This window comes from Mycoplasmopsis caviae (assembly GCF_024498215.1).
Taxonomy (GTDB): domain Bacteria; phylum Bacillota_I; class Bacilli_A; order Mycoplasmatales; family Metamycoplasmataceae; genus Mycoplasmopsis; species Mycoplasmopsis caviae.
This window is the reverse complement of the sequence record NZ_CP101806.1, coordinates 984,334-998,723: the sequence shown is the minus strand read 5'-3', so window position 1 is coordinate 998,723 and position 14,390 is coordinate 984,334. Positions and strand designations below refer to the sequence as shown.

Genomic DNA, 14,390 nt, shown 5'->3' with positions numbered 1-14,390 from the left:
ATTGCTTACAGTTTTTTTGCTTATACAGTAGCACAACAACAAAAACAAAATTTGAGCCATTTGTGGCCCAAATTTTGTTTTTGTTCTGTTTATTTGTTTTTGTTAAAGTAAACACCTTTTCCAATAGGAATACCTTTTCATTTTCCTAGTTCACTTGGATCTACTTTTTTTCTTAATATTCCTAATATAAATGCACCAACAAATGCACCTGTAACTAATGCAAATATGTATCAGTATCATCCTTGCACAACTGCAAATACGAATATTCCACCATGTGGTGCAGGTACTGAACAACCTAGACCAGCTGATAGTCCACCAGCTATTGCACTAGCAATTATTGATGAACCAATTACTCTAAATGGATCACTAGCAGCATAAGGAATTGCCCCTTCAGTTATGAATGCAAAACCCATTAAGTAGTTTACTTTTGAATCTTTTCTTTCCTTTGAAGTAAATTTTTGTGGAAATAAGTCAGCAGCAAGGGCAATTACAAGAGGTGGAACCATACCACCGATCATAACACTGGCCATAATTCACGGTTGATTAATTCCGTTTGGATCAACTGATGCAGTACCAATTGTATAGGCAACCTTGTTAATTGGTCCACCCATATCAACAGCCATCATTCCGGCTAAAAGAATACCCATTCCAACTTTAAATCCAATTGAGATGTTTTTATTTCCACCAACAACTTTTTCAAGAGCTACTTTAATGTAGTAATTTAAGTATGATAAAGGAGTATTTACAATAAAGAACATAATTAGAGCCATAATTAATATACCAAGTACTGGATACACTAACATAGGCTTCATACCTTCAAGTGATTTAGGTAATCACTTGAAGCATCATTTTAGTCCTAAAATTAAGAAACCGGCAATGAATCCACCAAGTAATGCACCTAAGAACCCGGCATTAGAACCTGTTGGATGGATTGCAAAGTCACTAGCACCTGCCATAGCCCCGGCGACCATACCAACAGCAATACCTGGTCGACCTGCTATTGAATAAGCTATAAAACCAGCAAACACTGACAACATAAATCCAAAGGCAAAGCCACCAGATTTCATAAAGAATCGTGCTAATGCTGAGTGTGAACCGAATTGCGATCCAATTGCACTCTTACCATAAAATGAGTCAAATAAGAATGCAAGTGCAATTAAGATACCACCGCCAATAACAAATGGGAGCATATGGCTTACACCACTCATTAAGTTTTTGTAAATTTGTTTACCAAAACTTAATTTTTCACCACCGCTTATTGAAGTTTCTTTAACTTCTGAATTTTTATAAATAGGTACACTACCATCCAAAATTTTATTAATTAATTCTTCGGGTTCTTTGATACCTTTTGTTACAGATGTTCTAATTAACATTTTGCCTGCAAAACGTTCAACTTCAACATTTGTATCAGCAGCCACAATAACACCGGTTGCATTTTTAATATCATCACTAGTTAAAACATTTTTTGCTCCATCTGAACCTTGTGTTTCAACTTTGATTTGAAGCCCAAGTTTTTTAGCTGCTTTTTCCAAAGATTCTTGAGCCATATATGTGTGAGCTATACCTGTTGGACAAGCTGTAACAGCCACTAAGAATTTTTGGCTTTTATCAATTTCAACTTTCTCAGCAGCTTCAACTTCACTTTCCTTAACTTCAATTAAGTTAAGAAACTCACTTGAGTCTTTTGCACCAATAAGTTTATTAATAAATTCCTTATCCATTAGCATCTTGCTTAGTTTTGCTAAAACTTCAAGATGCAAGTTTTCACTCTCACTTGTTTCAGGTGCTGCTATTAAAAATAACAACTTAACTGGTTGATTATCAAGCGATTGATAATCAACACCGTCTTTTAGTACAAGTGCACTTAATTGAGGTTTCTTAACAAATGTACCACGACCATGTGGTATTGCTAAGTGATCACCTAGGCCTGTTGTTGTTTGTTGTTCTCGTTTTAAGACTGCATCTAAATATGCACTCTTATCAGAGATAACATCATCATCCATTAAATCAACAGCTAATTTAATGGCTTCTAATTTATCTTTTGCTTTTGCTTTGACATTAATATTTTTAAGAGTTAAAAGTTCTTTTATTTTCACTTTTGCCCCCCTTCAATTAGGTTAATAATTGCATCTTTTGATGCAATTTGAGTATCAAATGCTGTGGCAGAACCACAAGCAATTGAAAATTCTAAGGCTCTTTTATAATCATTGTTTTTTAAATAACTGTCAATAAAACCAGCTACCATACTATCACCAGCACCAACAGTACTAACTACTTTTCCTTTATAGCTTTTAGCATTATGGACTTGATTATTTTCATCAAATAAATAAGCCCCATCTTTCCCGCAAGAAATAAGAACATTTTTAGCACCCATATTCTTAAGTTCTAGTGCTTTAGACTTAATTAGATCGAATGAGTTTAATTTTTGACCAAAAATTTCTTCTAGTTCTTCTAAATTTGGCTTAATTAAAAATGGCTTATATTTTAATGTATTTAATAATAGATCCTTAGTTGCATCGACAATAATATAAACTTGCCTATCTTTAATTCTTTCTAGAATTATTTCATAAATGTTTCTACTTAAATTTTTTGGTATATTACCAGCTAGAACCAGCGTGTCGCCATTTTTGATGCTTTTATCTATTTTATAGACTAATTGGTCAATGTCTTGTTGACTAATTTGTGGTCCATTAGCATTAATTGCACTTTCGAATTTTTTGCCATTTAATTTGACATTAATTCGAGAGTTTTCACTAACTTCATAAAAATCAATATTTATTTTTTGTGAAGATAGAGAACTCTTAATATATTCACCTACAAAACCACCTACAAAACCAAGAACAGTTGATTTTGTACCTAAATTATTTAATAGAATTGAAACATTTATTCCTTTTCCACCTACTATGTAATTTTCTCTAACACTTCGATTAATATTACCTTGTTTAAAATCACTTTCAAGGTTCATTGAATAATCTAGCGAAGGAGAAAATGTCACAGTGTAAATCATATTTATCCTCCTTAATTAAATTATATTAAATTTAAAAACATAGTAATTTAATGTCAAAAAAGCAAAAAATAATTTTCAAGCAACAGTATTTTAAAATAAAAAAATTTCCATTTCTTGATAACAAGTAGGAAATTTGACTAGTTTAATATGTAGTAGGAGAAGGTATAAATATGAATTTTTGAGAAATTTTTGAAATTGAAGGAACAGATTTTTTAAATAAAATGTTTTCTGGCAAAGCAAAGTTTACAAGATGTGGTGGGACTAATTCAAAAAATTCCGATATTATGGTTGAGAAGCAAAACGGAGAAATTTTTTATATAGAGGTAAAATACTGTCCAGCACAAAGCGGGCAATTTGTATTGTTGCCAAATCTAGATTCAAAAAAGTTTGAATATAGTCCATTAAACGATAGCAAGATAAACAAATATGCACAAGAGATAATAAATCACATGAATAGCAAATTTCAATATTACGTAAAGGCAGGAACAAGCGGAAAAGAGTTAATTTTTTCTAATTCTCAATCAATTTTTTCCGATTGAATAAAATCGCATTATAAAAGAAAAAAAGTTAGATTTATATTAGTAAATAACTTTAAACTTGTAGATATTGAGAATATCAATGAGGCTTTTAACATAAGTGCAAAATATAGAGTGAAAAAAAGTGGAACGAGTAATGTAAGTATCAAAAAACAACCTGAAATCATTAAATACATACAAGAAAATTATTCAATAATAAAAATTGTTTCATCTAACAAAAAGTTACTTGTTTGGTCGAATTTTAATCTCCATAACATTAGATTTAATATTAATAACTATGAATATCTATTTTCAAAGAGAGATAATTGCTTTGAAATTAGAAAATTATCGAATACATTCAATGCCAGTGTAATATTTTCAATTAATATTAAGAAGGATGCAAAATATATGCCAATTACTGATTTTCTATTTCGATTTTAAACATAACATATTTCTTAATTGCATATTTAAATGTATTCATACCAATAGTGCCTATAGGGAACTTTTCTCTAATTTCTTTTTTTATTTTTTTATTATTTCCTCTATTTTCGAAAAGTTTCAATAAACAATTGCATTTGTCTTTGTTGTACTCATCATCTATATCGCAATTTTTAATGGATGTCTCAATTCTTTTTAACCTTGACACAATATCACTTGCAACTTTTTTGCTAATATTGTTTTTATTTAAATAAATAGTAAATTCTCATTCTTTCATTTTAAAGCTCTTTAAAATCCTTTGCTGTTTTTAGTGATTCAGCAATATTTATAGCAATGTATTGCAATACATCAACAACAACAGAATTTCCAAATTGTTTATATGCTTGTGCATTGCTTTTCTCAATAATATAGGTATCAGGAAAACCCATAATTCTTGCACATTCTCTAGGGTGCAATTTTCTTAATTTCCCATTAATTAAATATCCACCCGTTTTTGAAAAGAAACCTCCACCGCTTGCAGATAGAGTTATTGCTATACCTTTAGGACTATAAATTCGCTCACCTTGACCACCTTTATTTATAATTCCAAGTCTAACCAGTTTGTTAATATTTTTATCGCATTTAACCCCATTATAAATTGTGTCAGTTCTATCAACATATAAATTTTTCACTTCTTCATCTTTTAAAAGAAAATTTTCTAGAAATCTTGTTAATTTAAATCCTTTTGGAAAATTAAAATCATCTATTTTTAAGTCATTTCTAAAACAAACCATATATATTCTTTCTCTTTTTTGTGGAATTCCAAAATTTGAAGAATTTAAAATTTTTTGAAAAAAAGTATAGCCAAGTTCTTCCATAGTTGTTTTTACAATGTTCAAAGTTCTTCCATCATCATGCACTACAAAATTTTTAACATTCTCCATAAAAACAACCTTTGGTTTCTTTTCTTTAACAATCCTAGCGACATCGAAAAAAAGCACACCTCTATTATCATTAAATCCTTTTTGTTTGCCACTAATTGAAAATGATTGACAAGGAAAACCAGCACAAAGAATATCATGATTAGGTATTGTTTTTTCATCAATTTTTGTAATATCGCCATTAGGATAATCATTAAAATTGTTCTTATAAACATTTTGAGCATTTTTATCTCATTCACTAGAATAAACACACTTTGCTCCCAAAGATTCCAATGCTAATCTAAAACCACCTAATCCTGCAAAGAGATCTATGAATTTATATCCATGAAGTGTTTTTTTCTTGATATTAATCATATTTTCTCTCCTTATAAAATTTATAAAATAATTATAGCGCAAGGTGCATAAATTTAACTTATGACTCATTCCAAATAATCAACAAAAAATGGTTACTGAACATTAAAATAATCATTACTGCTTTTTACTATGTGTTTGTGCTACATGAGCATCATTTTAGATTTCATCAATAAAAGGTATAGATTCTAAATTATTGAAGAAAGTTTTATTTGCAGAAAAATTGAAATTAGTCTTGCAGACATCTTGAGATTTACTAGTATGTTATTTTGTTTAGTGTCTGCAAGTTGTAGCGAAGAGACTCAAGGCCCTTAAAACCATCGCAATCTTCAAATCCAACACAACCAACAACGGGCACAACAATAATTGATTAAATAAATAAAACATTAAATTTTAAAACCAAATGTTTTAAAATGGCATTTAGTTTTGATAAAAAATTCACCGTCCTAATTAAATCCTGTTAACCAATCTTTTCTCGCTGTATATAAAATCAAAAAGAAATAGCACTAATTTTAATCTCAATATAGCGTGTTAATTTGCTATTGTTAAATTAAATACCTCCATTTATAAGCAACTACAAACTTCAAAAAATGAAAATTTAAGTCTAAAAACCTCTAAATTCCCATTTTAATTGCCTATTTTTACCAATCAACGATTTAAATTGTTGCTTTTGGTAAAATAATTTTACTTAGGAGCAAAGATAATGAATAATGAAACAAGTAAAACAAAACAGAAGAAAATAACATTCTTTGCAGCAATATTAATGGTTATTGGTGGTAGTACCGGAGCCGGAATTTATTTTAAGAGCGAGAGTATATTAAATAATTCACATCAAAGTCTAATTTTAGCTATTTTTTGTTGAATTTTCACTGCACTAGCAGTTATTACAATGGCACTAGCCCTTGTTGAAATTTCGAGTTCTAAGAAAAATAATTTATCAATTGTTGGCTGAAATCAAATATTTAATAGTAGATTAACCTTTAATCTGTCAAAAAATTTTATGGTTTATGTTTATTTACCACTAACATATTTTTTTATGCCACTATATGCATTAATTTCCTTACAACAAGGTATAGGTTCATTTATGGGTAAAGAAGCATATGTTATAGGAACTAAGTATGATTGAATAATATGAACTGCTATTAGTTTATTAATTACTATATATTTTGCAATTGTGCCTTCTTTATATTCAAAAGCCGGTGATATTCATAATAAGATAATTTTAGGTATTAAATTTTTACCTTTAGTGTTTATTATTTCGATTGGTTTTATTTTAGCCTTTACTAATAAAGGCGGCACGAATTTAATTAGTGCCACTGTGCAAGATCAAAAATTTAATATTAAAACTGGATCTCCATTGAGTTCAATTAAATCTTTTGGAGCTGGTTTAGGTGTATTTTTATCAATATCAGCAATATTTTTTGCATATGATGGTTTCTATGTAACCAGCGGAATTCAATCAGAGATGAAGGAACCAAAAAAGACACCATATGCATTATTAATTGGTTTATTAATTACAACAGTAATTTATATTCTAATAGCAGTTGCTATGAGTATTAATGGTGGTTCATTTAACAAAATGAAAACATTTATTGATGCTTGATGAGGAATAAAAACAGCGAATATAATTTTTGGTTTACTAAATGTATCAATAGCAATTGGAGTTTTAGGAATTATAAACAGTTTTGGAATGTGGTTTTCTAGATATGTCGAGGACTTATTAATTTGTGGTGAGTTGCCTTTGTGATTTAAATATAGAAATAGACTTAATGCAAATAGACCTATTGTTGGAATGATATACAGTTTAGTTATATCAATTCCAATGATTGTGATTTTCTCAATCATTGGAGCATTAGCATATTTTCCAGCTGCAACATATAATTCATTCAATTCAGCGGTTTCTGATCACTTAAATAAGTTATATAATTTTGCAGATTTAATTGCTAATTGGTCATCGTTAATAGTTTATACATTTATAGCCATTGCAATTCTAGGTGGAATTAGAAACAGAAAAACAAACTTGGTTTCAGTTAATAAAAAGAAATACTTTTTAGTTTGTGCATACTTCAGTATGATTGTTACCTTTATAGCAATTATTATTACAACAGTTGCTCCATTTGTTGATGTCATTATGCTAGCATGATTTGAAGATAAGAGCAGTTTAATTTATAAAGAATTGCTTATTGGTAGAATAATGACAATTGTAACTTTGATTATTTATATTGTTGTGCCATATTTGCCACATGTTTTTGAAGATATGTATTTCAAAAAGAAATTTGGCAGTGTTGAAAAATATATGAATTGAAGAGATGAACAATTAAGAATTGTTGCAGAAGAGAAATTAAGTAAAGAAAACAAAAACAATATGAACTAGGTTAAAACTTAGTTCATTTTTTATATTATAAGTGAGGAGTTTTATTGCCTAGAAAGTGTTATTAATTTAAGTATCTGTTTTTTTACTATAACGTCTATTTTATAGAGCTTTTGGTAAATTCATTTGACTTCAACTCCGAAACCCAATATTTTTTCTCTAAAGTGTGAAAAATAGCATTTTTTAACCTAAAAGTGTTATTAATTTAACAGCTCGTTTTTTACAAAAAACTCTATAAAACAGTCTTTTTAGTGAATTGGAACATTGTCAACTCCGAAACCTGATTACGTTTACAATCTCATAAAGTGGTAATCAACAAAAAACTATTATCCAAAAGGACAATAGTTTCATTATTTAACTAAATAGCATTTTTACATTCATTAGTTTCAACATATTCTTTTAGGTTCTCATATGTATATTCAACCATATTCTTAACAGCTTCATCTGTATATGAACCAATATGTGGTGTTAAAATGAAGCGTGGATAAAATCCAAGTAATTGATTAATTGTATTATTTTCAATTTTAGTATGTTTTTTAAAGAAAATTTCTTTTTCGTTATTTAAAACATCGGTAGCAACTGCTTGAATTTTTCCACTTTGCAAACCTCTTAATAAGGCTTCCTCATCTTGAATTTGCCCCCTAGCCGTATTAACAATAATTACACCAGGTTTCATTAATTTAATTAATTCATCATTAATCATCTTGTCATTTTTACCCTTAACATAAGGACAATTAAATGAAATAATATCTGCTTTTTTAACTAATTCTTCAAGTGTTTTTGTATATTTGACAACCTTCTTGCCTTCATCACTTGGATAAAGATCATAACCTAGAACGTTATTTGTCATAGTTTTGAACATCTTAGCAGTTGCTAAACCAATTTTTCCAATCCCTACAATGCCAACTACCTTATTTTTAAGTTCAGTTGCAAAACCTTTTGCATCAACAACAAAGTCATTATTCAAACTTTTATGAGCAAAATGAATTGTGTTTCTTGAAAGCATTAGTGCATGTGCAAAAGCTAATTCAGCAATTGCAGTAGGTGAATATGATGGCACTCTAGCCATCTTAAAGCCCAATTTATGAGCATAATCTAAATCAATGTGATCAGTTCCAACAGTTCTAGTTAATAAATATTTAACTCCGTTAGCCTTTAATAGGTCAAGTAGTTCCTTATTTATTGAACCATCAACCCTAACAATAACAGCATCAAAACTCTTAGTTAGTTTGACATTCTCTAATGTCAAACTTTCGCTATGAATTTCTAATTCATGCCCAAACTTTTTGTTAATTTCTTCAAAGATTGGTTTTTCTACATCTCGAACTTTAAACGTAATAATTTTCATTTTAATCCTATATGAATAATAATTCACCTACAACGATTCAAATTGGCAAGATTATAACAGCTAATAGTGTACTAAACGCTGAACAAGAACTTGCAAGTCTTGCACATTTATTTTCACTTATTGCATAACCAACAGCAACTGTTGCTGGTGGTGTAGCTGCAAAAATAACCATTGCAATACCAACGTTTTTAGCAATAAGAGTTCCACCACTTGCTTTGTTAATTCCTCAAAACACTGCAAAAACAGCAAGAGGAATAACAATTAATTTAATAAGTGAGTAAATTCAAACTCATTTATCACTAACAGCTTCTTTAATTTTGCTTTCGGCAAGTGTCATACCAATAGCTAATCAAATTAGTGGTGAACATAAGCTACCTAATATGCTAATGAATTTGTGTAAGTATGGTAGTGTTGTTTCTCACTCAAATCAACCTTTTGGAGTTTTAGTTGTAACTTCATATAAACCGCTAGCAACATTATAGATATATCAAGTATTTTTTCCGTTAGCAACTGTTCCATAAACTGTTGAAAAATTTGTACTAAATGAACCAATTTTTGTTACAGTTAGTGCACCAGTTTTTGTCATTATTGATGTATTAGCTGCTGCATCTTTAATAGTAATTCCAGCACCTGGAATTAATTGAGTTAATCAAAGAATTAAACCGGCAAATGTAGCAATAATAATTGGGTTTAAAAACATTGTTTTAACAGAATTCTTTATATTTTCTTTATTAAATTTTAGTCCTTTCATTTGCATAAAACAGAATGAATATAAGAAAATTCTATAAGGTACATTTCAAATACCAGCAGCTAAAAGTCCGCCTTTTGAATATAATTCTCTAATAATTGGCATTCCAAAAAATGTTGTAGAACCAAATATTAATAGCATTCAAACAACCATTGCACGGTGACGAGATTCATCAACTGTTTTTGTGGCACTCATTTCTCCAATAATTGTGTTTTCTTGTGCATTTTCTACAACTTCTGGTGTTTTATTAGGTGCAAATTTAATTCATAATCAAGCACCGGCAGATAATAAAATATAAAATGCAAAAGCAACACCTAAAACAATTCCTTGTTCCTTCAAGTCATTAATTGATATACTTTTCATAAAACCTGAAAGAGCAAGTGCTGGTAGTGCAACCTTCATAACCACACCAACAAGAGCAGCCTTCCAAGTTGACTTAAATCATTTTATTTTAACTAACAAATAACCAAGTCCAATTATTACAATAGAAGCAATAATAGCACTTCAGAGGTTAACATTAGCTAATGTTGAAACTAATTTTTGTTTAACTTCCATGTTTCTCCTTTATTAATATATACTTAATAATTATATTTTTTTATTTTTAAAAGAATTAATAAAATATTTATTAATTAAGTAAAAAAAGTGTTTTTTCTTGTAAGAAAAAAATCTTTAAATGCAATACAAAATTCCTATACTTTTACTATGGAAGTAGCATTCAGCTAATAGTTCATAGATCTTTTATATCAAACTCAATTACAATTTCACTAGCACCTTGACAAAAATGAGAATAAAAAATTTACTAAAACAACTGTTTTATAGTTTTTTTAGTAAATTGATAAATTTTGACAAGTATTATAATAATGACATTTTGCTAATCTGATTCTTTTGTATCCTCTACCTTACATTTTGTCTTCTGTCTTTTTCAATTTCTAAATATAAATTTATCATCTGGTAATAATGTAATAATTTGACTTAATAAAATTAAGATTGATAGAATGTAAAAATAATAAGAATAAAATTCTAATCTCATTAAATCAAAGATGATTGTTCAAGCAACATATGAAATATTTAAGCCTGTTGTAAGCGGAATGCCATTTTTGTCTAATGCATAATAAAATGTCATATAAGAAATGCAAGCAACAACACCAGATCCAACAATTAAAAGAGTGTTAAGATTACTAAATAATTGCCTACTATGTCCATAAATTTTTAACGATGGCAAAACAAAAACACCAAGAACAAATATTGAAACAACATATCTAAAAAATATTGACACAAAAGGGTCTATTGAATTTTTCATTGATAAGGTCGATAAAAAAGATTCTAGCGCTCAGCAAAGTGCAGCGATAATTGCGAACAAAAAACCTCAACCATTCTTAATATCACCTTTTTGAAATTGCAATATTCCTAGTGTTAATATACAAAGAAGTGAAATAATTGATCCAAATAAACCATTTTTTGTAGTTTTTTGTTTTAAGAAAATAAATGCTAACATAGCCCCAATTACTGGATAACATACTGTTATTGCACTGCTTATACCAGTACCAACATAAATAATGCCAAGTACATACATTGTCATACCTAATGGTGCACCAAAAAAGGAACTAAGTAATAAAATCCAAATGTTTTTGTTTCTAAAGGCTGCAAAAAACTCTTTGTGTTTTTTAAAGGAAAAAATAATTATTAAGCTTGTTAGCAAACCAAAAAGATCGCTTAAAAAAGTAAGCATAAGAGCAAGTTTTGCTTGGCCTAAATGTCCAATAATAAAATAAGAGTCTTGAGGCAATAGTTTACTAAGAGTTGAAATCAAAACACCATTAAGTGCTCACATAATCCCAGAAAAAAGAGCGATTGATTTATTGAAAAAATCTTTATTTTTATTATTCTTTTGCTCTTTTGTATTAATACTTAAATCATCATTATTCATATTTAACCTTATTGACAAATTTTAGTGTTGCAGAGTAATATATTTTATAGTAATCGTTATAGAATTCATTATATATTTTTTTGTATTCACATCAATATGTTCATAAAAGACCAACCGAAGCTATTAAAATATATAATCTGTTTTTTTCTTCTTTTGTTGGTTTTCTTTGCAAATATGTTTCTAGGACTCAATTTGCTTCCTTGAGTCCATATTGACAATCCATACATAAGTTAGCTATGTCTAAAAATGGATCACTATTTGCAGCATATTCTCAATCAATAAGTTTTATTTTACCTTGTTTGTCAATTAAAATATTTCCTGCTGTTGAATCAATGTGGCAGAGTACTTTTGGGAAGTTTTGCAGTTTATGATATTCCAACATTTTTCTAATTTTAATTTCATTATCAATAATATGTTTTGGAAGGTTTTTGTATTCTTCGCCAATAATTGAAATATAGTAATCTAAAAGTTTAAGAATATCAAAGTCGAAGTTGACGCTTAATTTTTGATTATGAAAATTACGATATGTTTCTATTGCGTTTTTAACTTCTTTTGAATTGTTGCCATTAATTGATTTGGCATTATTAATTCACTCTGTTATCTTAAAACCATGTAGAGGATGTTCAATATCTTCATTAGTTTCAAAATAAACAACTTTTTCGGAAATCTTATTATTCTCTAATTTCTTGTAAACATCTTTTTCTTGATAGCGATTAATTAAACTTTTTGAACCTTCTTTTGGTATTCTCGCTATATATTTTTTGTCCTTAATATTAAATGAAAATGAATCATTAGTCATTCCTTTTTTAACTGGTTCAATATTTAAAATATCTTCAAATTCAACATTAAAAATTTCTTTAATTTTATTAAGATAAATATCATTCTTAAAGCAAGGAGCTTCGTTATCAAAAGAGAGCAAATCGCTGAAATCGTCTATTTCATAGAGTTTTTGGTCGCAATTATATTTTCTTAGGTCAATATCGGCTAATATATCAAGTAGTGCAAATTCTCAATAATCATTTTGTTTCGAGGCAGGATTTTCTACTCTTTTTATAACTGCTTGTTTAAATTTATTAAAGTCTCTTTGATGTATAAATGAAGCACCAGTTATAAATTCGAATTCGCTTTTCTTATAAACTTTGTTTAAGTCTCTAATACGAAAATCAACAATTCTATTGCCAATTTCGATAATTTCTCATTCAGCTTTATTTACATCACTGCTAAGTGTATTTACTCAGGAGTAATCGGTTTCCTTATCAAATATATTTTCTAAAAATAATGTATCATTTGTAACTATTAAGACCCCCCCCTCAACATTATCTAGGTCCTTGATTGCTAAATACAAACTATACAATGAGTTAGTTTCACTATATTCATTATTAAACACTTTATTAAGGTTCTCTTGTTTAATAAGTTTGTCTCATAGTTTGTAATTGTAGCCAGTTACAATTGTCTTATTTTTAAAATCTTTAAGGTAATTCAAAAGGTGAGGCAAAATTCTTATATCTTTCTTAATTTCCAAAAGACCTTTGGGAAGCCTGAGTGTCAATGGTGTTAATCTTGAACCAAAACCTGCTGCCAAAATAATTACTTGTGTATTTTTATTCATACTTGCTCCTGTTTGTAAAATGAATTTGATATTATTATAATTGGTAAGCAATTTAATTAATAATAAAGTTATTTAAGTATAGATAATTTATTCATTTAATTAATTTAATATCGACATAAAAAATGTAACTTTAAATAACTCGGTGGTGTTGAAAATTACCAAATTTGTGATAATTTTCTTCTATTTTGTCCAATTTTTAAGGTTGTAAAAATTATAGCCAAAACACATAAAAGTTTGGCTATTTTTTTAACCAAAACAGCAAAAAATGTGTTATTTTTTGTTTTTGTGTGTACAACATTAAGGTTTACCGCATTTTTAAATGTTAAATTAATTTTTTTAAAATTTTGCATATTAAAACATACAACATCATTAAGAAGTTGCTTTTAATTAATTCATTTTGTCTTCAATCCTAAAGTTTTTTTCATAACTTTTGGGGATTGACATCATTTGTTAATTTCTTTTTAAATATTCTTCAATCAACAAATAAATTGTTGATTGAAATAAAAAATAACTTATTTAATAAGTATTGAGCCGTTGGCTCTTATTAAGACCTGTCGGTCTTAAGAAGCAAAACTTCTTTTTGTCTTGCCAGACAGGCTTTCTTCTTTTTAAAAAAAGAAGAAACAAGAAAAACTTACTTAAATGATTTGTAATTAGCGTCAATAAATTCCTTCATTTCTTTTGTAATATCATTTAACTTTTCAAGATTTTCACTTAATAGTTTTTTAATAAATTCAATGTCTTTATTGTTTGGGTTTGCAGAATTCTTAAATATATTTTCAAGTTTTTCAAATGTACTGGATGTTCATGTTCTATTATGAAGCATGGTTTTAATTGTAGCTCTTACACCTTGATGTTGTGGATCAAGATTTTTTGATATTGCATATACATCGATTGCACTCAATTCGTTTCCTTTCGGTACTCTGGCTTCATATTTTCTTTTCCCTCAACAAAGAATAATTTATTTTCAGGAGTTACCATAAGCTTTGCCTCTCCACTTTCAAACATAGAAACCCTAGCGCCATTATTATCAAATGGAGCAAGATATTTGTTGTCATATCTCACAGTATGATTAACTATTTTTCTTTTAATTACAAGATTCATCTCTTCTTCAAAAATTTCAGTATTTGGCTTTCTAAAAACATTTGATTTTTAC

At 28.4% G+C, this 14,390-nt stretch carries 12 protein-coding genes; 2 read left to right on the top strand and 10 right to left on the bottom strand.

The annotated features are described in order from the left end of the window. Positions 1 to 89: 89 nt before the first annotated feature. On the bottom strand, positions 90 to 2,096 hold the full coding sequence (locus tag NPA07_RS04835) for a PTS fructose transporter subunit IIABC (protein WP_126118308.1): 2,007 nt from the start codon (positions 2,094 to 2,096) through the stop codon (positions 90 to 92). After that, positions 2,087 to 3,007 (bottom strand): 1-phosphofructokinase, encoded by a 921-nt coding sequence (pfkB, locus tag NPA07_RS04830; protein WP_126118309.1) that lies wholly within the window; start codon positions 3,005 to 3,007, stop codon positions 2,087 to 2,089. The genes NPA07_RS04835 and pfkB overlap by 10 nt, the downstream gene beginning before the upstream one ends. A gap of 170 nt (positions 3,008 to 3,177) precedes the next feature. Here pfkB and NPA07_RS04825 point away from each other — a divergent pair, with 170 nt between their 5' ends. Next, positions 3,178 to 3,963 (top strand): PDDEXK family nuclease, encoded by a 786-nt coding sequence (locus NPA07_RS04825; protein ID WP_126118310.1) that lies wholly within the window; start codon positions 3,178 to 3,180, stop codon positions 3,961 to 3,963. On the opposite strand, the gene NPA07_RS04820 is transcribed toward NPA07_RS04825, so the two are convergent. Together NPA07_RS04820 and NPA07_RS04815 are read right to left on the bottom strand one after the other, a co-directional pair. Then, positions 3,938 to 4,237: a hypothetical protein gene (locus NPA07_RS04820; RefSeq protein WP_126118311.1), complete on the bottom strand. Its 300-nt coding sequence runs from the start codon at positions 4,235 to 4,237 to the stop codon at positions 3,938 to 3,940. The two genes, NPA07_RS04825 and NPA07_RS04820, sit on opposite strands and share 26 nt — an antisense overlap. A gap of 1 nt (position 4,238) precedes the next feature. Continuing rightward, on the bottom strand, positions 4,239 to 5,234 hold the full coding sequence (locus tag NPA07_RS04815) for a DNA cytosine methyltransferase (RefSeq protein WP_126118312.1): 996 nt from the start codon (positions 5,232 to 5,234) through the stop codon (positions 4,239 to 4,241). 700 nt (positions 5,235 to 5,934) lie between these two features. Here NPA07_RS04815 and NPA07_RS04810 point away from each other — a divergent pair. Beyond that, entirely contained in the window at positions 5,935 to 7,605 is a 1,671-nt protein-coding gene (locus tag NPA07_RS04810; protein WP_126118313.1) for an APC family permease, read from the top strand. A 355-nt stretch (positions 7,606 to 7,960) separates the two neighbouring features. Here the strand turns inward: NPA07_RS04810 and NPA07_RS04805 are convergent, their stop codons facing one another. The 6 genes from NPA07_RS04805 to NPA07_RS04780 form a co-directional block, all read right to left on the bottom strand. Continuing rightward, positions 7,961 to 8,950 carry an NAD(P)-dependent oxidoreductase gene (locus NPA07_RS04805; protein WP_126118314.1) on the bottom strand — a complete coding sequence of 330 codons (990 nt, stop codon included), beginning with the start codon at positions 8,948 to 8,950 and terminating at the stop codon, positions 7,961 to 7,963. Positions 8,951 to 8,957: 7 nt separating this feature from the next. Next, positions 8,958 to 10,253 (bottom strand): AEC family transporter, encoded by a 1,296-nt coding sequence (locus NPA07_RS04800; RefSeq protein WP_126118315.1) that lies wholly within the window; start codon positions 10,251 to 10,253, stop codon positions 8,958 to 8,960. 316 nt (positions 10,254 to 10,569) lie between these two features. Further along, positions 10,570 to 11,625 carry a DMT family transporter gene (locus NPA07_RS04795; RefSeq protein ID WP_126118316.1) on the bottom strand — a complete coding sequence of 352 codons (1,056 nt, stop codon included), beginning with the start codon at positions 11,623 to 11,625 and terminating at the stop codon, positions 10,570 to 10,572. Then, complete coding sequence (locus NPA07_RS04790) at positions 11,618 to 13,234, bottom strand: phosphotransferase (RefSeq protein WP_126118317.1); 1,617 nt, start codon at positions 13,232 to 13,234, stop codon at positions 11,618 to 11,620. Before NPA07_RS04790 ends, NPA07_RS04795 begins: the two co-directional genes overlap by 8 nt. Before the next feature lie 634 nt (positions 13,235 to 13,868). After that, positions 13,869 to 14,138, bottom strand: a complete 270-nt coding sequence (locus tag NPA07_RS04785; protein ID WP_256553166.1) for a hypothetical protein — start codon at positions 14,136 to 14,138, stop codon at positions 13,869 to 13,871. Next, complete coding sequence (locus NPA07_RS04780) at positions 14,078 to 14,338, bottom strand: hypothetical protein (protein WP_256553171.1); 261 nt, start codon at positions 14,336 to 14,338, stop codon at positions 14,078 to 14,080. Before NPA07_RS04780 ends, NPA07_RS04785 begins: the two co-directional genes overlap by 61 nt. Positions 14,339 to 14,390 lie beyond the last annotated feature (52 nt).